Below are 23,151 nucleotides of genomic sequence, written 5' to 3' on the forward strand. Positions count from 1 at the left end.
TGTGGGGTCTCCCCATGTGAGAGTAGGGAACTGCCAGGCATCAAATAAGAAGAACCCCGTACCGTAAGGTGCGGGGTTTTTTGCTTTTGTTTTCTCCCTCTCCTTGAAACTTTCTCACCTTTAGCTTGCAGACTCGACATTCACACCAATTCTGGGTATCGTTGGCTGTCTGGATGTCTAAACGTTTATACGTATGCTGTGAGGATACAAGGTTATGCCGATTCGGGTGCAGGACGAGCTACCAGCCGTCAATTTCTTACGTGAAGAAAACGTCTTTGTGATGACCACTTCACGCGCGACAGGTCAGGAAATTCGCCCCCTGAAGGTGCTCATTCTTAATCTGATGCCGAAAAAGATTGAAACAGAGAATCAGTTCCTGCGCCTGCTTTCGAACTCTCCGCTTCAGGTGGATATTCAGCTGCTGCGGATCGATGCCCGTGAGTCGCGTAACACGCCTTCTGAGCATCTGAATAACTTCTACTGTAACTTCGAAGATATCCGCGAGGAAAACTTCGACGGACTGATTGTCACTGGTGCGCCGCTGGGCCTGGTAGAATTTAATGATGTCGCCTACTGGCCGCAGATCAAACAGGTACTGGAGTGGGCAAAAGATCACGTCACGTCCACGCTGTTTGTCTGTTGGGCGGTACAAGCTGCGCTGAATATCCTCTACGGCATCCCCAAACAAACCCGTACCGAAAAACTTTCCGGCGTATACGAACACCACATTCTTCACCCTCATGCCTTGCTGACACGTGGGTTTGATGATTCGTTCCTGGCCCCGCATTCGCGCTACGCCGATTTCCCGGCGCAGCTGATTCGTGACTACACCGATCTGGAGATCCTGGCCGAAACAGAAGATGGCGATGCTTACCTGTTTGCCAGCAAAGATAAGCGTATTGCCTTTGTAACCGGGCATCCTGAATACGATCCACACACCCTCGCGGCAGAGTATTTCCGTGATGTCGAAGCGGGTCTCAATCCGGATGTGCCGTATAACTACTTCCCGAAAAACGATCCCCAGAACAAACCGCGAGCCACCTGGCGCAGTCACGGGAATTTGCTGTTTACCAACTGGCTCAACTATTACGTCTACCAGATAACGCCATACGATCTGCGTCACATGAATCCGACGCTGGAGTAATCTTCTGCATAAAACGATCCTAAAGCGTTTCAGCTATTCACATCAGGCACCTTCGGGTGCCTTTTTTATTTCCGAAATTCAACTCAACATACATTAAAACTTTAAACTCATATTAATCAATAGGTTGAAGTTAAATTGAATTTAAAATGGAAATTGTTTTTGATTTTGGAAAAAATAGAGATAGTCTTAATTCTGCTGAGCGAAAACTACACAACGATCTTTCGTTCGCATTGGGGATGTGAATTTGGATCTTTGATGAGGAGCAGAGTGATGACTCAACAGGCAACGACGGTCGATGAACTGGCCTTTACCCAGCCGTATGGCGAGCAAGAACAGCAAATTTTGACGGCTGAGGCGGTTGAATTCCTGACTGAACTGGTGACCCGCTTTACGCCGCAGCGCAATAAGCTGCTGGCTGCACGCATTCATCAACAGCAGGAAATTGATAATGGCAAGCTGCCTGGGTTTATTTCGGAAACCGCTTCCATTCGACGCGGCGACTGGAAAATCCGCGGCATCCCTGAAGATTTGCAGGATCGCCGCGTTGAGATCACTGGTCCGGTAGAGCGCAAAATGGTGATCAACGCCATGAACGCCAACGTCAAAGTCTTTATGGCGGATTTTGAGGACTCCCTGGCCCCGGACTGGCGTAAAGTGATCGACGGGCAGATCAACCTGCGCGATGCCGTTAATGGCACCATCAGCTATACCAACGAAGCCGGTAAAATTTATCAGCTGAAACCCAATCCGGCGGTTCTGATCTGCCGCGTACGCGGCCTGCACCTGCCGGAAAAACACGTCACGTGGCGCGGAGAAGCGATTCCGGGCAGCCTGTTTGATTTTGCCCTCTATTTCTTCCACAACCACAAAAACCTGCTGGCAAAAGGCAGTGGCCCCTATTTCTACCTGCCGAAGACCCAGGCCTGGCAGGAAGCGGCCTGGTGGAGTGAGGTGTTCAGCTACGCGGAAGATCGCTTCAACCTGCCGCGTGGCACCATTAAAGCCACCCTGCTGATTGAAACGCTGCCTGCCGTATTCCAGATGCATGAAATCCTGCACGCTCTGCGCGATCACATTGTGGGTCTGAACTGCGGACGCTGGGACTACATCTTCAGTTATATCAAAACGTTGAAAAACCACCCCGATCGCGTACTGCCGGATCGCCAGGTTGTCACCATGGATAAACCGTTCCTCAGCGCCTACTCGCGCCTGCTGATTAAAACCTGCCACAAGCGTGGTGCCTTTGCGATGGGCGGCATGGCGGCCTTTATTCCGAGCAAAGACGCTGAGCGTAACAATCAGGTGCTCAACAAGGTGAAAGCTGACAAGGAGCTTGAAGCGCGTAACGGTCACGACGGCACGTGGATCGCCCATCCGGGCCTGGCCGATACGGCAATGGAAGTCTTTAACCACGTGCTCGGCGACAACAAAAACCAGCTGTTTGTCACCCGTGATGACGATGCCCCAATCGCAGAAGAGCAACTTCTGGCGCCGTGCTCGGGTGAACGCACGGAAGAGGGCATGCGTGCCAATATCCGCGTTGCCGTGCAGTACATCGAAGCGTGGATCTCCGGTAACGGCTGTGTGCCCATCTACGGTCTTATGGAAGACGCGGCGACGGCAGAAATCTCCCGTACCTCTATCTGGCAGTGGATCCACCATCAGAAAACGCTCAGCAACGGCAAGCCGGTGACCAAATCCCTGTTCCGCCAGATGCTGGCCGAAGAGATGCGCGTCATTCAGGACGAGCTGGGCGAACACCGCTTCAGCAGCGGACGTTTTGATGATGCCGCCCGCCTGATGGAGCAAATCACAACCTCAGATGACTTAATCGACTTCCTCACCCTGCCAGGCTACCGCCTGCTTGCGTAAATCCACCACATAACAATATGGAGCATCTGCACATGAAAACCCGTACCCAACAAATCGAAGAACTGAAGAAAGAGTGGACACAGCCGCGCTGGGAAGGTATCCGTCGCCCATACAGCGCTGAGGAAGTGGTGAAACTGCGTGGCTCGGTCAATCCGGAATGCACGCTGGCGCAAAATGGCGCGGCGAAGATGTGGCATCTGCTGCATGGCGGCTCCAAAAAGGGCTACATCAACAGCCTCGGTGCACTGACCGGCGGTCAGGCATTGCAGCAGGCGAAGGCCGGTATCGAAGCCATTTATCTTTCCGGCTGGCAGGTCGCGGCGGATGCCAACCTGGCCTCCAGCATGTATCCGGATCAGTCGCTCTATCCGGCAAACTCGGTGCCGTCGGTGGTGGATCGGATCAACAACACCTTCCGCCGTGCGGATCAGATCCAGTGGGCGGCAGGTATTGAGCCAAACGATCCGCGCTTTATTGACTACTTCCTGCCGATCGTCGCGGATGCAGAAGCCGGTTTCGGCGGCGTGCTGAACGCCTTTGAGCTGATGAAATCGATGATTGAGGCCGGTGCAGCGGCCGTACACTTCGAAGATCAGCTGGCCTCGGTGAAGAAATGCGGACACATGGGCGGCAAAGTGCTGGTCCCGACCCAGGAAGCGATTCAGAAGCTGGTCGCTGCGCGTCTTGCCGCTGACGTGCTCGGCGTGCCGACGCTGGTGATTGCCCGTACCGACGCGGACGCGGCTGACCTGATCACCTCTGACTGCGATCCATACGATAGCGAGTTCATTACCGGCGAGCGCACCAGCGAAGGATTCTATCGTACCCATGCTGGCATTGAGCAGGCCATCAGCCGTGGCCTGGCGTATGCACCGTACGCGGATCTGGTCTGGTGCGAAACCTCCACGCCGGATCTGGCGCTGGCAAAACGCTTTGCCGATGCTATCCACGCCAAATACCCGGGCAAACTGCTGGCCTATAACTGCTCGCCGTCCTTCAACTGGCAGAAGAATCTGGACGATAAAACCATCGCCAGCTTCCAGCAGCAGCTGTCAGAGATGGGCTACAAGTATCAGTTCATCACCCTGGCGGGGATCCACAGCATGTGGTTCAACATGTTCGACCTGGCGCACGCCTACGCGCAGGGCGAAGGCATGAAGCACTATGTTGAGAAAGTGCAGCAGCCGGAGTTTGCCGCGGGCAAAGAGGGCTATACCTTTGTTTCTCATCAGCAGGAGGTGGGAACCGGTTACTTTGATAATGTGACCACGATTATTCAGGGCGGCGCCTCCTCCGTCACTGCCTTAACGGGGTCAACAGAAGAAGCACAGTTCTAATCTTTTCCCCCTCTCCCCTCTGGGGAGAGGGTTGGGGTGAGGGGGAATCTATGTCGCGTGGTCTGGAATTACTGATTGCACAGACTATTTTGCAGGGCTTCGATGCCCAGTATGGTCGTTTTCTGGAAGTCACCTCCGGCGCGCAGCAGCGCTTTGAGCACGCCGACTGGCATGCGGTCCAGCAGGCCATGAAGCAGCGTATTCACCTCTACGATCATCACGTGGGTTTGGTGGTGGAACAACTGCGCTGTATTACCGACGGTAAAAACCCTGACGCGGCATTTTTACTGCGCGTTAAGGAGCACTACACCCATTTGTTGCCAGACTACCCGCGCTTCGAGATTGCGGAGAGCTTTTTCAACTCCGTGTATTGCCGGTTATTTGACCACCGCTCATTATCTCCTGAGCGGTTATTTATTTTTAGCTCCCAGCCGGAGCGCCGTTTTCGCACCATTCCGCGCCCGCTGGCGAAGGATTTTTTCCCCGACCACGGCTGGGAGAAGCTCCTGCACCGCGTGTTAACAGATTTACCGCTGCGTTTGCCGTGGGAGAATAAAGCCCGCGATATTGGCTTTATCATCGCCCATCTCCACGAATCCTTTGGCGAAGAGGCTCTCAGCCACTGCCATTTGCAGGTCGCCAACGAGCTTTTCTACCGCAATAAAGCCGCATGGCTGGTGGGCAAGCTCGTGACGCCCTCCGCCACCGTGCCGTTTCTGCTGCCCATACACCGTACCGATGACGGCGAACTGTTTGTCGATACCTGCCTGACCACCAGCGCCGAGGCCAGCATTGTGTTTGGCTTCGCCCGCTCCTATTTTATGGTCTACGCTCCGCTGCCTGCCGCCCTGGTGGAGTGGCTGCGCGAGATCCTGCCGGGCAAAACCATCGCCGAGCTGTATATGGCGATTGGCTGTCAGAAGCATGCCAAAACGGAAAGCTACCGGGAGTATTTGCGTTATGTCACCACCGCCGATGAGCAATTTATCGAAGCGCCCGGCATTCGCGGTATGGTGATGCTGGTCTTTACGCTGCCGGGATTTGACCGGGTGTTTAAGGTCATCAAAGATACATTCGCGCCGCAGAAAGAGATGACCGCAGCGCATGTTCGTGCCTGCTATCAGCTGGTGAAAGAACACGATCGCGTCGGACGAATGGCGGATACGCAGGAGTTTGAAAATTTTGTGCTGGATAAGCGGCAGATCGATCCGGCTTTAATGGCCCTGTTACTGCAGGAAGCACCGGCAAAAATCACCGATCTGGGCGACAAAATAGCGATTAGCCATCTGTATATCGAGCGCCGTATGGTGCCGCTGAATATCTGGCTGGAACAGGCCGACGGTCAGGCTTTAAAAGATGCCATTGAAGAGTACGGCAACGCGATTCGTCAGCTTGCCGCCGCCAATATCTTCCCCGGCGACATGCTGTTTAAAAACTTCGGCGTGACCCGACACGGGCGGGTAGTGTTCTATGATTACGATGAAATTTGCTACATGACCGAGGTTAATTTCCGCGATATCCCGCCGCCCCGTTACCCGGAAGATGAACTCTCCGGCGAGCCGTGGTACAGCGTCTCACCGGGCGATGTCTTTCCCGAGGAGTTTCGCCACTGGCTGTGCGCCGACCCGCGTATTGGGCCATTGTTTGAAGAGATGCATGCCGATCTGTTTCATGCCAGCTACTGGCGCGGGCTGCAAACGCGGATCAAAAACGGGCATGTGGAAGATGTGTACGCCTACCGTCGTAAGCAGCGGTTTTGCATCCGGTTTTCTCCCTCTCCCGCAGGGTAAGGGCATCATGTTTTCTCCCTCTCCCTGTGGGCTGAGGAATCCCCACTAATTTTTTATTAGTGGTTTCAGAGGATTAGAATGAATATTTTGCGAGCAGTTAGATTCACTCAGCTCGTAGACAGACAGAAAACGCTCATAAATGTGCATCTTCTGTCGAGTTATCGGTTGTTTTTAGCTCCATTTTTGAACAATAAACAACCATTTATCCATATCTAATTTTCTGGGGATTCCTCAGCCCTGTGGGAGAGGGCCGGGGTGAGGGCAACAGACCGCACTCAATCCTAGCGAATCCCACCATACGCCAGGGTGACCTCTTTCGCCGCCTTAATCACCAGCGCACCCAGCTCGGTGACGCGATCGTCGGTCATACGGGAAATCGGCCCGGAGATGGAGATAGCGGCAAACGGTTCGCGATGCTCGTCAAAGATACAGGCCGCAATGCAGCGCAGGCCCAGGGCGTGCTCCTCGTCATCAAACGAATAGCCGCGCTTGCGGGTCAGGGCCAAATCTTCTTTCAGATGCACCGGCGACACCAGCGTAGCGTGGGTATAGGCGTGTAGCCCTTTGCGGTGCAGCAGCCCCGTCACCTGCTCCTCGCTTAGCTGCGACAGAAACGCCTTACCCGCCCCGGAGGCGTGCATAGGCAGCTTACCGCCAATGGGGGCTGACATACGCATCAGCTGGGTACACTGTACCTGGTCAATGATGATCGCCTGATGATCGCTCTGGTCGAGTACGGCCAGATTCACGGTCTCGCCCGACTCTTCCATTAATTTGCGCAGGATAGGATGCACAATCGCCAGCAGGTTGCGGCTTTGCAGGAAGCTGCTGCCGACGATGAACGCATGGGCGCCGACTGCCCAGTGCCCCAGCTCGCCAACCTGACGCACAAAGCCAAGCTGTTGCATGGTGGTCAGCAGCCTGTGCGTAGTGGAGTTCGGCAAACCAGCCTGTTGGGCCAGCTCCGTCAGGGCCACGCTGCTGTGCGACTCGGCTATCCATTCCAGCAGCTTCAAACCGCGTGTAAGCGATTGAACCTGTCCACCCTGTTGTGCGGCGGGGGTGGCAGCAGGTTTTCTGCCGCGTTTCGCGGGAACGGTCGTGACCATGACGATCTCCTTTTTCTGTATCGTGGAAATCATTTTCGTTTTATTTGGTGATTTTGCAACCGTTATCCTGACTGATCGGATGAGTGATAGTGAACATGTCTCATGTTACCGCCGTGTGACTTTTCCACCCTGCAAGATTGTGCCAGTATGAACCGCAGCCTTTTGGCTTGGTTGAGCGTTGTCGGGAGCAAGTGTGAGCAGCAAAGTAGAGCAACTGCGTGCGCAGTTAAATGAACGAATTCTGGTGCTGGACGGCGGCATGGGCACCATGATCCAGAGCTATCGCCTCAGTGAAGACGATTTCCGTGGCGAACGTTTTGCGGACTGGCCATGCGATCTCAAAGGTAACAATGACCTGCTGGTATTAAGCAAACCGCAGGTGATTGCGGATATCCACAACGCCTACTTCGAAGCGGGTGCGGATATCGTTGAAACCAACACCTTCAACTCGACAACCATCGCCATGGCGGATTACCAGATGGAATCCCTGTCGGCGGAAATAAACTATGAGGCGGCGAAGCTGGCCCGCGCCTGTGCCGACGCGTGGACGGCGCGCACGCCGGAGAAACCGCGCTACGTTGCCGGGGTGCTGGGCCCAACCAACCGCACCGCCTCTATTTCACCGGACGTAAACGACCCGGCGTTTCGTAACATCACCTTTGACCAGCTGGTGGCAGCCTACCGTGAATCAACCAAAGCGCTGGTGGAAGGCGGTTCCGACCTGATCCTGATTGAAACGGTTTTCGATACCCTCAATGCCAAAGCCGCGATTTACGCGGTGAAAGAGGAGTTCGAGGCGCTGGGCGTCGAGCTGCCAATCATGATTTCTGGCACCATTACCGATGCCTCTGGCCGTACCCTGTCCGGGCAGACCACCGAAGCGTTTTATAACTCTTTGCGCCATGCGGAAGCGCTCTCCTTCGGCCTGAACTGCGCGCTGGGTCCGGATGAGCTGCGCCAGTATGTGCAGGAACTGTCACGTATTGCGGAATGCTACGTCACCGCACACCCGAACGCCGGTCTGCCAAACGCCTTTGGCGAATATGATCTGGATGCGGACACCATGGCGGCGCAGATCCGCGAATGGGCCGAATCCGGTTTCCTGAATATCGTTGGCGGCTGCTGCGGTACCACGCCGGAGCACATTACCGCCATGAGCAATGCCGTGGCCGGTCTGCCGCCGCGTAAACTGCCCGCGCTGCCGATTGCCTGCCGTCTCTCCGGCCTTGAGCCGTTGACCATCGGCGATGACAGCCTGTTTGTGAACGTTGGGGAACGTACCAACGTCACCGGTTCCGCGAAATTCAAACGCCTGATCAAAGAAGAGAAGTACAGCGAAGCGCTGGACGTTGCCCGCCAGCAGGTAGAAAGCGGCGCGCAGATCATCGACATCAACATGGATGAGGGGATGCTCGACGCCGAGGCGGCGATGGTACGTTTCCTCAACCTGATCGCCGGCGAGCCGGATATCGCTCGCGTGCCGATCATGATTGACTCCTCCAAATGGGAAGTAATCGAAAAAGGGCTGAAGTGCATTCAGGGCAAAGGTATCGTCAACTCCATCTCAATGAAAGAAGGGGTCGATATCTTTATTCACCACGCGAAGATGGTGCGCCGCTACGGCGCGGCCGTGGTGGTGATGGCCTTTGATGAAGTGGGCCAGGCGGACACCCGTGAGCGCAAAATTGAGATTTGCCGCCGTGCGTACAAGATCCTGACCGAAGAGGTGGGCTTCCCGCCGGAAGACATCATCTTTGACCCGAACATCTTCGCCGTCGCCACCGGGATTGAAGAGCACAATAACTACGCCCAGGACTTTATCGGCGCGTGTGAAGACATCAAACGTGAGCTGCCGCATGCGCTGATCTCCGGCGGTGTCTCGAACGTGTCGTTCTCGTTCCGCGGCAACGACCCGGTACGTGAAGCGATCCACGCCGTATTCCTCTACTACGCCATCCGCAACGGGATGGACATGGGGATCGTCAACGCCGGACAGCTGGCGATTTATGACGATCTGCCCGCAGAACTGCGCGACGCGGTGGAAGATGTGATCCTCAACCGCCGTGACGACGCCACCGAGCGGCTGCTCGATCTGGCAGAAAAATACCGCGGCAGCAAATCGGACGACGCTGCCAACGTCCAGCAGGCCGAGTGGCGTAGCTGGGATGTCAAGAAGCGGCTGGAATATTCGCTGGTAAAAGGCATCACCGAATTTATCGAGCAGGATACCGAAGAGGCGCGCCAGCAGGCCGCCCGGCCCATCGAGGTTATCGAAGGGCCGCTGATGGACGGCATGAACGTGGTGGGCGATCTGTTCGGCGAGGGCAAGATGTTCCTGCCGCAGGTGGTCAAGTCCGCGCGCGTAATGAAGCAGGCCGTGGCGTATCTGGAGCCGTTTATCGAAGCCAGCAAAGAACAGGGCTCCAGCAACGGTAAAATGGTTATCGCCACCGTGAAGGGCGACGTGCATGACATCGGAAAGAACATTGTCGGTGTGGTGCTGCAGTGCAATAACTACGAGATTATTGACCTTGGCGTAATGGTGCCGGCGGATAAAATCCTCAGGACCGCGCGCGAAGTCAATGCTGACCTGATTGGCCTTTCCGGGCTGATTACCCCGTCGCTCGACGAGATGGTTAACGTGGCGAAAGAGATGGAGCGTCAGGGCTTCACCATTCCGCTGTTGATTGGCGGGGCGACCACCTCAAAAGCGCATACTGCGGTGAAGATTGAGCAGAACTACAGCGGCCCGACGGTCTATGTTCAGAACGCCTCGCGCACCGTGGGCGTGGTCTCAGCGCTGCTCTCCGACACCCAGCGCGATGACTTTGTGGCCCGGACCCGCAAAGAGTACGAAACCGTCCGCATTCAGCATGCCCGCAAGAAACCGCGCACCCCACCGGTGACACTTCAGGCGGCGCGCGATAACGATCTGGCGTTTGACTGGGCGAGCTATACGCCGCCGGTTGCCCATCGCCTGGGCGTGCAGGAGGTGACCGCCAGCATCGAAACGCTGCGCAACTACATCGACTGGACACCATTCTTTATGACCTGGTCGCTGGCGGGCAAATATCCGCGCATCCTGGAAGATGAGGTTGTCGGCGAAGAGGCGAAGCGCCTGTTTAAAGACGCCAACGACATGCTCGACAAACTCAGCGCCGAGAAAGCCCTTAACCCGCGCGGCGTGGTGGGGCTGTTCCCGGCTAACCGCGTGGGCGACGACATCGAAATTTATCGCGATGAGACGCGCACTCACGTGCTGACCGTAAGCCATCACCTGCGCCAGCAAACCGAAAAGGTCGGGTTTGCCAACTACTGTCTGGCCGATTTTGTTGCGCCGAAACTGAGTGGTAAAGCCGACTACATCGGTGCCTTCGCCGTGACCGGCGGTCTGGAAGAGGACGCCCTGGCGGATGCCTTTGAAGCGCAGCACGATGATTACAACAAAATCATGGTCAAAGCGATTGCCGATCGTCTGGCGGAAGCGTTCGCAGAGTATCTGCATGAGCGAGTACGCAAGGTTTACTGGGGCTACGCGGCGAATGAAAATCTCAGCAACGAGGAGCTGATCCGCGAAAACTACCAGGGGATCCGCCCGGCACCCGGCTACCCGGCCTGTCCGGAACATACCGAAAAGGGCACCATCTGGCAGCTGCTGGACGTTGAGGCCCATACCGGAATGAAACTGACCGAATCTTTCGCGATGTGGCCTGGGGCATCGGTATCCGGCTGGTACTTCAGCCATCCGGACAGCAAATACTTTGCCGTGGCGCAGCTGCAGCGCGATCAGATTGAAGATTATGCACTGCGTAAAGGCATGAGCGTCTCTGAAGTGGAGCGTTGGTTAGCGCCGAATCTCGGCTATGACGCCGACTGACCGTCACTTTTCCTTACAACTAACAGGGCGCTCATTGAGCGCCCTGTCTCTTTCTTACGTTTAAACCCTTATACTGACCTAAGGAAAACGAATAACGATAAGGAGGATAACCTTCCGTGCTGACCCTGTTACATCTGCTCTCGGCAGTCGCACTGCTGGTCTGGGGCACCCATATTGTCCGTACCGGCGTGATGCGCGTGTTTGGCGCACGTTTACGTACCGTTCTCAGCAGCAGCGTGGAGAAGAAACCGCTCGCCTTCTGCGCGGGTATTGGCGTAACGGCGCTGGTTCAGAGCAGTAATGCGACCACATTGCTCGTGACATCGTTTGTCGCTCAGGATCTGGTGGCGCTGGCCCCTGCACTGGTTATTGTGCTGGGCGCTGACGTGGGTACCGCGCTGATGGCACGTATCCTGACTTTCGATCTCTCCTGGCTGTCGCCGCTGCTGATATTTATCGGGGTCATCTTTTTCCTTGGGCGTAAGCAGACGCGCGCTGGCCAGCTTGGACGCGTGGGGATTGGCCTCGGGCTGATTCTGCTGGCGCTGGAGCTGATTGTGCAGGCGGTCACGCCCATTACCGAAGCCAACGGCGTGCAGGTTATCTTCGCCTCGTTAACCGGCGATATTATGCTGGATGCGCTCATCGGCGCGGTGTTTGCCATCGTCAGTTATTCCAGCCTGGCGGCGGTGCTGCTGACGGCCACGCTCACCGCCGCAGGGGCGATCTCCTTCCCGGTCGCACTGTGTCTGGTGATCGGGGCTAACCTCGGCTCGGGCCTGCTGGCGATGCTCAATAACAGCGCTGCCAATGCTGCCGCGCGCCGCGTGGCGCTCGGCAGTCTGCTGTTTAAGCTGGTGGGCAGCCTGATTATTCTGCCGTTTGTGCATCCACTGGCGAACCTGATGGACAACCTCTCTCTGCCGAAGGCAGAGCTGGTGATCTACTTCCACGTCTTCTATAACCTGGTGCGCTGCCTGGCGATGGTGCCGTTTGCTGAACCGATGGCGCGCTTCTGTGAACGGCTTATACGCGATGAACCGGAGCTGGATGCGCGCCTGAAACCGAAGCATCTGGATACCTCCGCGCTGGATACTCCTGCACTGGCGCTGGCCAATGCCGCCCGCGAAACGCTGCGCATGGGGGATGCGATGGAAACCATGCTCGAAGGCCTGCAAAAGGTAATGCACGGCGAGCCGCGGGAAGAGAAAGAGTTGCGCAGGCTCGCGGATGATATCAACGTGCTTTATACCGCTATCAAGCTCTATCTGGCGCGCATCCCGCAGGATGAACTGGCGGAAGAGGAGTCCCGCCGCTGGGCGGAAATCATAGAGATGTCGCTTAACCTTGAGCAGGCTTCGGACATTGTGGAGCGGATGGGCAGTGAAATTGCTGACAAATCTCTGGCCGCCCGCCGTGCGTTCTCCGTCGAAGGGCTGAAGGAGCTGGAAGCCCTGCACGAACAACTTCTTAGCAACCTGAAGCTGGCGATGCTGGTCTTCTTCTCCAGCGATGTGCCGAGCGCACGCCGTCTGCGCCGCAACAAGCATCGCTTCCGTATCCTCAACCGCCGCTACTCGCACGCCCACGTTGAACGTCTGCACCAGCAGAACGTGCAGAGTATCGAAACCAGCTCCCTGCACCTGGGGCTGCTGGGGGATATGAAACGCCTTAACTCATTGTTCTGTGCGGTGGCGTACAGCGTGATGGAACAGCCGGATGAAGATGACGAGCGGGATGAGTATTAATCTCTGAAAGCGCCTCGCAAAACAGCGCCTCGCAAAACCCATTTGCGAGGCGTGACGCTTTATAAAGAGCAATTTACTCTTCAGACCTTATATTTTGAGGGGAATAGAAAATGCTCGTTTATTACGCTACACTTCGCCAATTCATGCGCATTCCAATGGGGGTTCTCATGCGCACTACCCATGGTATTAAAAAATCGGTCAATGTTTCGTTAGCACCTGAAATTCTTGAAGAAGCGCGACGGCTTAAACTCAATCTCTCTGCTGTACTCACTACCGCTCTACAGGAGCAGTTTCGTGCGCATCAGCGCGCAGAGTGGTTAGCAGAAAATAAAGCGTCTATAGAGGCCATCAACCAGTGGGTTGATGAAAACGGCTCCTTTAGTGATTTTCAGAGGTCGTTCTGATGGAGCAATATTTTGCTTATGAGAATGAAGGCAATGGGAGAAAAGCCTATCCATGGCTTATTAATATGCAGCACCCTGTTGCTAATGTGATGAAACATGTACTTGTCGCTCCCGCCGTTGAATTAAGCCTGCTGGACGGCATTCGTCCGCCTGCGAAAGTGTGCCCTGTCGTTGAAATCGCGGGTAAGCCCTGCGTTGTCATGATGCATATGCTGTCAGGCATATCTTCAAAAGAGTTAGGTGAACGCGTTGCCGATCTCACTGACAACAGTGCTTCATTGCGGGATGCACTCGATTTTCTGATCAACGGTTACTAGGACTTTTTTGTCAGCCGCAAGGTAAGGTATATTTCGCCCTTCACAGGAGAAACTATGCTGCCAACTCAATCAACCCGATTAAACAAATACATTAGCGAGAGCGGGATCTGCTCACGTCGCGAGGCGGACCGTTACATCGAACAAGGTAATGTGTTCCTCAACGGCAAACGCGCCACTATTGGTGACCAGGTGATGCCTGGCGACGTGGTTAAAGTGAATGGTCAGCTCATCGAACCGCGTGATGCAGAAGACCTGGTGTTTATCGCGTTGAATAAACCGGTTGGGATTGTCAGCACCACAGAAGATGGCGAGCGGGACAACATCGTTGATTTCGTTAACCACAGCAGCCGTATCTTCCCGATTGGCCGTCTGGATAAAGACTCGCAGGGGCTGATTTTCCTCACTAACCACGGCGATCTGGTGAATAAGATTCTGCGTGCCGGGAATGACCACGAGAAAGAGTATATCGTGACGGTGAATAAGCCGGTCACGGACGAATTTATTCGCGGCATGGGCGCCGGTGTACCCATCCTCGGTACCGTCACGAAAAAGTGTAAGGTGAAGAAAGAAGCGCCGTTCGCGTTCCGCATTACCCTGGTGCAGGGCCTGAATCGTCAGATCCGCCGTATGTGCGAATACTTCGGTTATGAAGTGACGAAGCTGGAACGCACGCGCATCATGAACGTCAGCCTGTCCGGTATCCCGCTGGGCGAGTGGCGCGATTTAACCGATGATGAACTGATCGAGCTGTTTAAGCTTATCGAGAACTCCTCGTCTGAAGCAAAGCCGAAGGCCAAAGCCAAACCGAAAACTCAGGCGATTAAACGCCCGGTCGTGAAAGCACCGCAGTCGGAAGAGAAAGGGCGAGGCAAGCCCGCAGGTAAACGCTTTACGCAACCGGGACGTAAAAAGAAGGGGCGTTAAGCCCCTTTTTTCCCCGGCTTGCGCGTGCGGAGAGTGTAGGTCGGGTTAGCGTAGCGCCACCCGACTGTTAAAGACGATATTCGTCTGTTTCTTTTGGTTTTTCTTCTATCGGTTTGCCGGACCAGTATCCCGCCAGCAGCGAACCGGACAGATTATGCCAGACGGAGAAGAGCGCACCAGGCAGAGCCGCCAGCGGCGAGAAGTAAATTTTCCCGAGTGCCGCTGCCAGACCGGAGTTCTGCATTCCTACCTCAATTGCCAGCGTCCGGCAGGTTGATTCATCGAAGCCAAACAGTTTCCCGCCCCAGTATCCGCCCAGCAGGCCAATGGTGTTATGCAACACTATCGCGATAATCACGACAAAGCCCACGGATGCAATGTGCGACGCAGAACCGGCCACCACGGCGCTGATGATGGCCAGAATACAGACCATCGAAAACGCAGGCAGATAGGGCTCAACGGCTTTTACCACGCGCGGGAACAGGTGGTGAATGACAAGGCCCAACGCGATCGGAATCACCACGATTTGCAAAATGCTCAGCAGCATTCCCATCACGTCCACCTGAATATGGGCGTCAACGTACAGGCGTGTTAGCAGCGGCGTGGCAATCACACCCACCAGCGTGGATACCGAAGAGATGGTCACGGAGAGCGCCACATCGCCTTTTGCCAGATAGATCATGACATTGGAGGCGGTTCCGCTGGCCACGCTGCCCACCAGCACCATCCCGGCGGAGAGGTCGGGTGGCATCTTAAAGGCCATTGCCAGCAGCCAGGCCGCAAGGGGCATCACCAGGTAGTGCAGGAAAATCCCTGCAGCAACCGGAGCCGGGCGCGAGAGCACGCGTTTAAAGTCGTCGATTTTTAGATGCACACCCATGCCGAACATAATCAGCATCAGCAACGTGGTCACCCACGGACCAATGCCCGTGAACGTAGTGGGGGTGTAATACGCGAGTATGGAGAGCAGCAGCGCCCATAACGGGAACAGCCGGGTGATGGCGGATAACATAGATATTCCTTGCAGTATTGTCGTGTTGTTTAGTTATAAAAAAGCCGGGTCTGTGCCCGGCTTATAGATATTGTTTATCGTGCTAACGAATTTTATTCAAACAAATTCTGATGAAGTTTCTGCACCACCTGTTCTGCCTGCTCAGCAGGCACCAGGAAGCAGAGGTTGTAGCTGGAGGCACCGTAGCAAATCATGCGGATATTGAACGGGTCGAGCACACCGAAGACCTCTTTGCCCACGCCACAGGCGCGCGACAGCTTATTGCCGATAATGGCTACCAGCGCCAGGTTTTCTTCTACTTCCACGCGGCACAGTTCTGACAGCTCAATCAGCAGCGACTGCGTCAACAGGGTGTCACCCGTTGAGGTTGAACCGGTGGTGTCCAGCGTCAGTGCGATACTCACTTCGGAGGTGGTGATCAGATCCACGGAGATGTTATGACGCGCCAGGATGCCAAACACTTCCGCCAGGAAGCCGCGCGAGTGCAGCATATTATGGCTGTGCAGCGTAACCAGCGTTTGCTTACGGCGCAGGGCCAGCGCGCGGAACAGCGGTGGATTTTCGGTTTTCTTGCACACCAGCGTACCGCCCGCTTTCGGATCTTTACTTGAACCGACGAAGACCGGGATATCACTACGCACGGCAGGCAGCAGCGTTGCCGGGTGCAGCACTTTCGCACCGAAGGTCGCCATTTCCGCCGCTTCTTCAAACGCAATCACATCAATACGTTTTGCCGCAGAGACGACGCGTGGATCGGTGGTGTAAATCCCCGGGACGTCAGTCCAGATATCCACACGGGTCGCGTGCAGCGCTTCACCCAGCAGCGCCGCGGTGTAATCACTGCCGCCACGGCCAAGCGTGGTGGTGCGTCCTTTGGCTTCGCTGCCGATAAAGCCCTGGGTGATCACGATCCCCTCATCCAGGCGCGGGACCAGCTGCTGATTGGTCAGCTCGGCCAGCGCTTCCACGTCCGGCTCGGCGCGGCCAAAGCGATCGCTGGTGCGCATGATTTTACGCACGTCGAACCACTGTGCCTGAACGTTACGTTCACGCATGATTTCAACAAACAGCAGGGTGGACATGAGCTCACCGTGGCTGACCAACTCATCGGTCAGGGCGGTGGAGGTGGCCAGAGAAGCCGCTTCTGCCAGCGTGGTGATATTTTCCAGCAGACGCTCCACTTCTTCGCGGATCACGTTCGGGTTCTGCAGACGTTCAAGGATGTCGAACTGAATTTTGCGCAGTGCGTCCAGCTTAACGAAGCGCTCGGTGGCCTCCAGCCCTTCAGACAGAGAAACCAGCAGGTTCGTCACGCCAGCAGAGGCAGAAAGCACTACCAGGCGGGTATTCGGATCGGCCAGCACCACATCGGCGCTGCGGTTCATGGCATCGTAATCTGCCACACTGGTGCCGCCAAACTTGGCGACCACAAAACTCGTCATAACAACCTCGTGTCAGGGAATGAATAAAGCGACCATGGCACAAGAATGAAACGAAAACAGGTGCAGGCGCAAAATACGGCCCTATAAATAAAATGTGGGGGAGGTCCTGTCAATGCCGGGATTATGCGGATTTTTCATGGGGGGGTACCCCTGAGAAACAGGACTTATAACAGGGCCATATTTTATGCTTCGTTTTCCCCGGTTTTGACCGACATTTCGCCGCCACGGGTGGGCGCGTCAGCAGCTATACTTTTCGGGTCTTTTCACCTGCGTTTGATGCAGGCCAGGGCAATGGCATAAAAACCATCACAATTTTTATTTGCAGGCGCTACAATCGACCGCAGTCACAATTCTCAAATCAGAAGAGTATTGCTAATGAAAAACATCAACCCAACGCAGACCGCTGCCTGGCAGGCACTACAAAAACATTTTGATGAAATGAAAGACGTCACCATCGCGGAGCTGTTCGCGAAAGATGCCGATCGTTTCAACAAATTCTCCGCGACCTTCGATGATCTGATGCTGGTGGATTTCTCCAAAAACCGCATCACCGAAGAGACGCTGGCGAAACTGCAGGATCTGGCGAAAGAGACGGAACTGGCAGACGCCATCAAATCCATGTTCTCCGGTGAGAAGATCAACCGTACCGAAGACCGTGCCGTGCTGCACGTGGCTCTGCGTAACCGTAGCAATACGCCAATCATCGTTGACGGCAAAGATGTGATGCCGGAAGTGAACGCGGTGCTGGAAAAGATGAAAGCCTTCTCTGAAGCAATCATCTCCGGAAGCTGGAAAGGCTACACCGGCAAAGCCATCACCGACGTGGTGAACATCGGTATCGGCGGTTCCGACCTCGGCCCGTTCATGGTGACCGAAGCGCTGCGTCCATACAAAAACCACCTCAATATGCACTTTGTCTCCAACGTCGATGGTACCCACATCGCCGAAGTGCTGAAGAACGTGAACCCGGAAACTACACTGTTCCTGGTGGCTTCTAAAACCTTCACCACCCAGGAAACCATGACCAACGCCCACAGCGCACGCGACTGGTTCCTGAAAACCGCAGGTGACAACAAGCACGTGGCGAAACACTTCGCAGCGCTGTCCACCAACGGTAAAGCGGTTGGCGAGTTCGGTATCGACACCGCGAACATGTTCGAGTTCTGGGACTGGGTCGGTGGCCGCTACTCTCTGTGGTCTGCGATCGGCCTGTCTATCATTCTCTCCGTGGGCTTCGACAACTTTGTTGAGCTGCTCTCCGGCGCGCACGCGATGGACAAACACTTCTCCACCACCGCACCTGAGAAAAACCTGCCGGTGCTGCTGGCGCTGATCGGTATCTGGTACAACAACTTCTTCGGCGCAGAGACCGAAGCGATCCTGCCGTACGACCAGTACATGCACCGCTTCGCGGCCTACTTCCAGCAGGGCAATATGGAATCCAACGGTAAATACGTTGACCGTAACGGCAACGCGGTGGATTACCAGACTGGCCCAATCATCTGGGGTGAGCCAGGCACCAACGGTCAGCACGCGTTCTACCAGCTGATTCACCAGGGGACCAAAATGGTACCGTGCGATTTCATCGCCCCGGCTATCACCCATAATCCACTGTCTGATCACCATCCTAAACTGCTGTCTAACTTCTTTGCTCAGACCGAAGCGCTGGCGTTTGGTAAATCCCGCGAGGTGGTAGAGCAGGAATATCGTGACCAGGGTAAAGATCCGGCCACCCTGGAACACGTTGTGCCGTTCAAAGTGTTCGAAGGCAACCGTCCAACCAACTCCATCCTGCTGCGTGAAATCACGCCGTTCAGCCTGGGTGCGCTGATTGCCCTGTATGAGCATAAGATCTTCACGCAGGGCGCAATCCTGAACATCTTCACCTTTGACCAGTGGGGCGTAGAGCTGGGTAAACAGCTGGCGAACCGTATTCTGCCTGAACTGGGTGATGACAAAGCGATCAGCAGCCACGACAGCTCGACAAATGGTTTGATTAACCGTTATAAAGCATGGCGCGCGTAATTAAATCGTCATAAAAACGTGCCGGCGATATGCCGGCATTTTTTTATCAGACAATTCTTGATGTCTGTTATTTAACTCAAATTCCCGTTATGAGTTTTATCCGAAAATACCTTTTAACCCGTTAATGAGTGCGGTTTATTTTAGGATTATACGGAGAGTTCTTTTTGTCTTGTGTAATTATATCTTTTTGATTTTTAACGTATAATTTATTAGTTAATTATTCTTATACTTCACATTTATCCAATAGTCCGAAAACCCTTCCTCTATTTATCCGTACGGCAAACCCTCTGCTTTAGTTGTGTATACTCGAATCCGCCTGAATTTCTTTTCGGGCAAATCTCCATTCATTCATTGAAGGGAAATTGTTATGAAGAAAGTACTGTATGGCATTTTTGCCATATCTGCACTTGCGGCGACATCTGTCTATGCAGCTCCGGTCCAGGTCGGGGAAGCAGCAGGGTCGGCAGCGACGTCTGCGTCTGCGGGGAGTTCTACCGCGGCCAGCACCAGCACCGTAAGTTCAGCCGTGGGTGTCGCGCTGGCGGCAACCGGTGGCGGTGATGGCTCCAATACCGGAACCACGACCACTACGACGACCAGCACCCAGTAATTCCGGGTGTTTTAATCATAACCACACTTCGGTGTGGTTATTTCGCCCCTTCGGAGAAGAGTCGTGAAGCGACCTGCAATCATCCTGATTTGCCTGCTGTTGCAGGCGTGCTCGGCCACCACCAAAGGGCTGGGCAACTCACTGTGGGACAGCATATTCGGTACGCCGGGTGTGCATTTGACCGATGATGAACTTCAGAACATGCCATATGCCAGCCAGTACATGCAGCTCAACGATGGTCCGCAACTGTTTGTGGTGCTCGCTTTCGATGAAAACGGGCAGCAGAAATGGGTGACGCAGGATCAGGCCACCATCGTGACGCAACATAGCCGTATTGTGAAAACCCTGCTCGGTGGCGATAACCTTCTTGAGGTCAACAACCTTGCGGCCGATCCGCTCAGCAAACCGAACCAGATCACCGACGGGGCAAGCTGGACGCGGACAATGGGCTGGACGGAACACAAGCAGGTGCGTTACGCCACTGCCCGCTCTACCTTCCGCTGGGACGGTACGGACAGCGTCAGGGTAGGCAGCGACGAAACCCGGGTTCGCGTACTGGATGAAGAGGTCACGACCGATCGGGCAACCTGGCATAACCGTTTCTGGGTGGATGATGAAGGGCAGATCCGTCAGTCCCTGCAATATTTGGGTGCCGGATTCTTCCCGGTTAAAACCACGCTGATCAAGGCCGCGAAATCATGAAAACACTTATTCGCGTTGCGCTGATCGCAAGCTTTGCCACACCGCTCGCCTGGTCTGCCGGGACGGTGAAGGTCTACACGCCGGACAGCACGCAGCCCAAAACGTTAACGAACGCCGGCCACCTGATCGATCTCGTCGGCCAGCCAAGGCTGGCAAACAGCTGGTGGACAGGTGCGGTGATCGCTGAGCGGCAGGCAACGGTGGCGGCGGAACAAAAGCACAAGGCGCTGCTCGCCAGATTAACGGGGTTAGCAGAGCAGGAAGACGGCGACGATGCGGCAGCCATTAACAGCCTTCGCCAGCAGCTTCTGGCGCTAAAGGTTACCGGAAGACAAAACATCAATCTCGATCCGGATGAAGTCCGCGTGACGGAAAAAGGTAATCCGGCCCTGGAGGGAGATTACACGCTCTGGCTCCCGGCGCAGCCTTCCACCATCACGGTGATGGGGCTTATCAGCAGCCCGGGTAAAAAACCGTTTACTCCCGGCCGCGACGTGGCGAGCTATCTCGACGAGCAGAGCCTGCTGAGTGGTGCGGATAACAGCTACGCCTGGGTGATTTATCCTGACGGGAACACGCAAAAGGCGCCGGTTGCCTGGTGGAACAAGCGGCATGTCGAACCCATGCCAGGCAGCATCATTTTTGTCGGTTTTGCCGACCATTTCTGGACGAAGGCATATGACGGGCTGAATGCCGATATCCTTCATTCCCTGACACAGCGGATACCGGAATAATGAAAAAGACCTATCTCTACAGCATGCTGGCACTGTGTGTGAGTGCCGCCTGTCATGCAGAAACATATCCGGCACCCATTGGCCCGTCTCAGTCAGACTTCGGTGGCGTCGGTTTACTGCAAACCCCTACCGCGCGTATGGCGCGAGAAGGGGAAATTAGCCTTAACTATCGTGATAACGACCAGTACCGCTACTATTCTGCATCCGTACAGCTGTTCCCATGGCTCGAAACCACGCTGCGCTACACCGACGTACGTACGAAACAGTACAGCAGCGTGGATGCATTCTCCGGCGATCAGACCTACAAAGATAAAGCCTTCGATCTCAAACTGCGCCTGTGGGAAGAGAGCTACTGGATGCCGCAGGTTTCCGTGGGGGCCAAAGATATCGGCGGTACCGGCCTGTTCGACGCGGAGTACATTGTCGCCAGTAAGGCCTGGGGGCCATTTGACTTCTCGCTGGGGCTTGGCTGGGGCTATCTCGGTACCAGCGGCAACGTGAAAAACCCGTTCTGCACCTACAGCGACAAATTCTGTTATCGCGATAACAGCTATCAGAAAGCGGGTTCCATTAACGGTGATCAGATGTTCCACGGTCCGGCTGCCCTGTTTGGCGGCGTGGAGTATCAGACGCCGTGGCAGCCGCTGCGCCTGAAGCTGGAGTACGAAGGTAACGACTACTCGCAAGAGTTCGCCGGAAAGATTGAGCAAAAGAGCAAGTTTAACGTCGGCGCCATTTACCGCGTCACCGATTGGGCCGACGTTAACCTCAGCTACGAGCGCGGCAACACCGTGATGTTTGGCTTTACGCTGCGCACCAACTTTAACGACATGCGGCCGCACTACAACGACAACGCACGGCCTGCGTACCAGCCGGAGCCGCAGGATGCCATTCTGCAGCACTCCGTGGTGGCCAACCAGCTGACGCTGCTGAAGTACAACGCCGGTCTGGCGGATCCGAAAATCCAGGTGAAAGGCGATACGCTGTACGTGACCGGTGAGCAGGTGAAATACCGCGACTCGCGGGAAGGGATCGAACGTGCCAACCGGATCATCATGAACGATCTGCCGGAGGGGATCCGCACGATCCGCGTAACGGAGAACCGCCTGAACCTGCCGCAGGTGACGACGGAAACGGACGTGGCCAGTCTGAAGCGCCATCTGGAGGGCGAGCCGCTGGGGCATGAAACCGAGCTGGTACAAAAACGCGTTGAGCCAATCGTGCCGGAGACGACCGAGCAGGGCTGGTATATCGATAAATCGCGCTTCGATTTCCACATCGACCCGGTGCTAAACCAGTCTGTCGGCGGGCCGGAAAACTTCTACATGTACCAGTTGGGCGTGATGGCAACGGCGGATCTGTGGGTGACCGACCACCTGCTGACCACCGGCAGCCTGTTTGGCAACATTGCCAACAACTACGACAAGTTCAACTACACTAACCCGCCGAACGACTCGAAGCTGCCGCGCGTGCGTACCCGCGTGCGTGAGTACGTGCAGAACGATGCCTACGTAAACAACCTGCAGGCCAACTACTTCCAGTACTTCGGCAATGGCTTCTACGGCCAGGTCTACGGCGGTTATCTGGAAACCATGTATGGCGGTGCGGGGGCGGAAGTGCTTTATCGTCCGGTGGACAGCAACTGGGCGTTTGGTATTGATGCCAACTACGTTAAACAGCGTGACTGGCGCAGCGCGCAGGACATGATGAAGTTCACCGACTATAGCGTGAAAACCGGCCACCTGACGGCCTACTGGACGCCGTCGTTCGCCCAGGACGTGCTGGTGAAAGCCATCGTGGGCCAGTACCTGGCGGGCGATAAGGGCGGCACGCTGGATATCTCCAAACACTTCGACAGCGGAGTGGTGGTCGGTGGTTACGCCACCATCACCAACGTCTCGCCGGACGAATACGGGGAAGGGGACTTCACCAAAGGGGTGTATGTGTCGATTCCGCTGGATCTGTTCTCATCCGGTCCAACCCGCAGCCGTGCGGCCATTGGCTGGACGCCGCTGACGCGCGACGGGGGCCAGCAGCTGGGTCGTAAGTTCCAGCTGTATGACATGACCAGTGATAAGAACATTAACTTCCGCTGATGCTTCAC

Annotated in this window: 17 protein-coding genes; 14 read left to right on the forward strand and 3 right to left on the reverse strand. The window is 55.4% G+C overall.

Going from position 1 to position 23,151, the window contains the following annotated elements; all coding sequences use genetic code 11:
- Positions 1 to 214 precede the first annotated feature (214 nt).
- The 4 genes from metA to aceK all read left to right on the forward strand — a co-directional run bounded on the left by metA (position 215) and on the right by aceK (position 6,143).
- Positions 215 to 1,144 carry a homoserine O-acetyltransferase MetA gene (metA, locus tag AC2FAK_RS20890; RefSeq protein WP_062857177.1) on the forward strand — a complete coding sequence of 310 codons (930 nt, stop codon included), beginning with the start codon at positions 215 to 217 and terminating at the stop codon, positions 1,142 to 1,144.
- A 270-nt stretch (positions 1,145 to 1,414) separates the two neighbouring features.
- The gene (gene aceB / locus AC2FAK_RS20895; protein ID WP_013095022.1) at positions 1,415 to 3,016 is read left to right on the forward strand and encodes a malate synthase A; all 1,602 of its coding nucleotides are present in this window, start codon (positions 1,415 to 1,417) and stop codon (positions 3,014 to 3,016) included.
- Between the two features lie 32 nt (positions 3,017 to 3,048).
- Positions 3,049 to 4,353 carry an isocitrate lyase gene (gene aceA, locus AC2FAK_RS20900; protein ID WP_023621409.1) on the forward strand — a complete coding sequence of 435 codons (1,305 nt, stop codon included), beginning with the start codon at positions 3,049 to 3,051 and terminating at the stop codon, positions 4,351 to 4,353.
- Between the two features lie 50 nt (positions 4,354 to 4,403).
- Complete coding sequence (gene aceK, locus AC2FAK_RS20905; RefSeq protein WP_485453325.1) at positions 4,404 to 6,143, forward strand: bifunctional isocitrate dehydrogenase kinase/phosphatase; 1,740 nt, start codon at positions 4,404 to 4,406, stop codon at positions 6,141 to 6,143.
- A 281-nt stretch (positions 6,144 to 6,424) separates the two neighbouring features.
- Here aceK and iclR read toward each other — a convergent pair whose 3' ends face one another.
- A complete protein-coding gene (gene iclR / locus AC2FAK_RS20910) occupies positions 6,425 to 7,252 on the reverse strand; it encodes a glyoxylate bypass operon transcriptional repressor IclR (protein ID WP_013095025.1) in 828 nt (275 codons plus the stop codon).
- Between the two features lie 193 nt (positions 7,253 to 7,445).
- Here iclR and metH point away from each other — a divergent pair, with 193 nt between their 5' ends.
- The 5 genes from metH to rluF all read left to right on the forward strand — a co-directional run bounded on the left by metH (position 7,446) and on the right by rluF (position 14,522).
- Complete coding sequence (metH, locus tag AC2FAK_RS20915; RefSeq protein ID WP_095455706.1) at positions 7,446 to 11,129, forward strand: methionine synthase; 3,684 nt, start codon at positions 7,446 to 7,448, stop codon at positions 11,127 to 11,129.
- 116 nt (positions 11,130 to 11,245) lie between these two features.
- Positions 11,246 to 12,877 carry a Na/Pi cotransporter family protein gene (locus AC2FAK_RS20920; RefSeq protein ID WP_013095027.1) on the forward strand — a complete coding sequence of 544 codons (1,632 nt, stop codon included), beginning with the start codon at positions 11,246 to 11,248 and terminating at the stop codon, positions 12,875 to 12,877.
- Between the two features lie 110 nt (positions 12,878 to 12,987).
- Positions 12,988 to 13,281: a type II toxin-antitoxin system CcdA family antitoxin gene (locus AC2FAK_RS20925; RefSeq protein WP_020686614.1), complete on the forward strand. Its 294-nt coding sequence runs from the start codon at positions 12,988 to 12,990 to the stop codon at positions 13,279 to 13,281.
- Positions 13,281 to 13,598, forward strand: a complete 318-nt coding sequence (locus tag AC2FAK_RS20930; protein WP_095455707.1) for a CcdB family protein — start codon at positions 13,281 to 13,283, stop codon at positions 13,596 to 13,598. The genes AC2FAK_RS20925 and AC2FAK_RS20930 overlap by 1 nt, the downstream gene beginning before the upstream one ends.
- Before the next feature lie 54 nt (positions 13,599 to 13,652).
- Entirely contained in the window at positions 13,653 to 14,522 is an 870-nt protein-coding gene (gene rluF / locus AC2FAK_RS20935; protein WP_023621411.1) for a 23S rRNA pseudouridine(2604) synthase RluF, read from the forward strand.
- 67 nt (positions 14,523 to 14,589) lie between these two features.
- On the opposite strand, the gene panS is transcribed toward rluF, so the two are convergent.
- Together panS and lysC are read right to left on the reverse strand one after the other, a co-directional pair.
- On the reverse strand, positions 14,590 to 15,534 hold the full coding sequence (gene panS, locus AC2FAK_RS20940; protein ID WP_095455708.1) for a ketopantoate/pantoate/pantothenate transporter PanS: 945 nt from the start codon (positions 15,532 to 15,534) through the stop codon (positions 14,590 to 14,592).
- Positions 15,535 to 15,626: 92 nt separating this feature from the next.
- A complete protein-coding gene (lysC, locus tag AC2FAK_RS20945) occupies positions 15,627 to 16,976 on the reverse strand; it encodes a lysine-sensitive aspartokinase 3 (RefSeq protein WP_013095032.1) in 1,350 nt (449 codons plus the stop codon).
- A gap of 375 nt (positions 16,977 to 17,351) precedes the next feature.
- Between lysC and pgi the strand changes: the two genes are divergently transcribed.
- The 5 genes from pgi (at position 17,352) to AC2FAK_RS20970 (ending at position 23,143) form a co-directional block, all read left to right on the forward strand.
- The gene (pgi, locus tag AC2FAK_RS20950) at positions 17,352 to 19,001 is read left to right on the forward strand and encodes a glucose-6-phosphate isomerase (RefSeq protein WP_020686615.1); all 1,650 of its coding nucleotides are present in this window, start codon (positions 17,352 to 17,354) and stop codon (positions 18,999 to 19,001) included.
- A 367-nt stretch (positions 19,002 to 19,368) separates the two neighbouring features.
- Positions 19,369 to 19,611 (forward strand): exopolysaccharide production protein YjbE, encoded by a 243-nt coding sequence (gene yjbE, locus AC2FAK_RS20955; RefSeq protein WP_013095034.1) that lies wholly within the window; start codon positions 19,369 to 19,371, stop codon positions 19,609 to 19,611.
- 63 nt (positions 19,612 to 19,674) lie between these two features.
- The gene (locus tag AC2FAK_RS20960; protein ID WP_013095035.1) at positions 19,675 to 20,313 is read left to right on the forward strand and encodes a YjbF family lipoprotein; all 639 of its coding nucleotides are present in this window, start codon (positions 19,675 to 19,677) and stop codon (positions 20,311 to 20,313) included.
- Positions 20,310 to 21,047: a capsule biosynthesis GfcC family protein gene (locus AC2FAK_RS20965; RefSeq protein WP_080316601.1), complete on the forward strand. Its 738-nt coding sequence runs from the start codon at positions 20,310 to 20,312 to the stop codon at positions 21,045 to 21,047. Before AC2FAK_RS20960 ends, AC2FAK_RS20965 begins: the two co-directional genes overlap by 4 nt.
- On the forward strand, positions 21,047 to 23,143 hold the full coding sequence (locus AC2FAK_RS20970) for a YjbH domain-containing protein (RefSeq protein ID WP_485453326.1): 2,097 nt from the start codon (positions 21,047 to 21,049) through the stop codon (positions 23,141 to 23,143). The genes AC2FAK_RS20965 and AC2FAK_RS20970 overlap by 1 nt, the downstream gene beginning before the upstream one ends.
- Positions 23,144 to 23,151: the final 8 nt, after the last annotated feature.

The organism is Enterobacter cloacae complex sp. 394F7 (assembly GCF_057320385.1).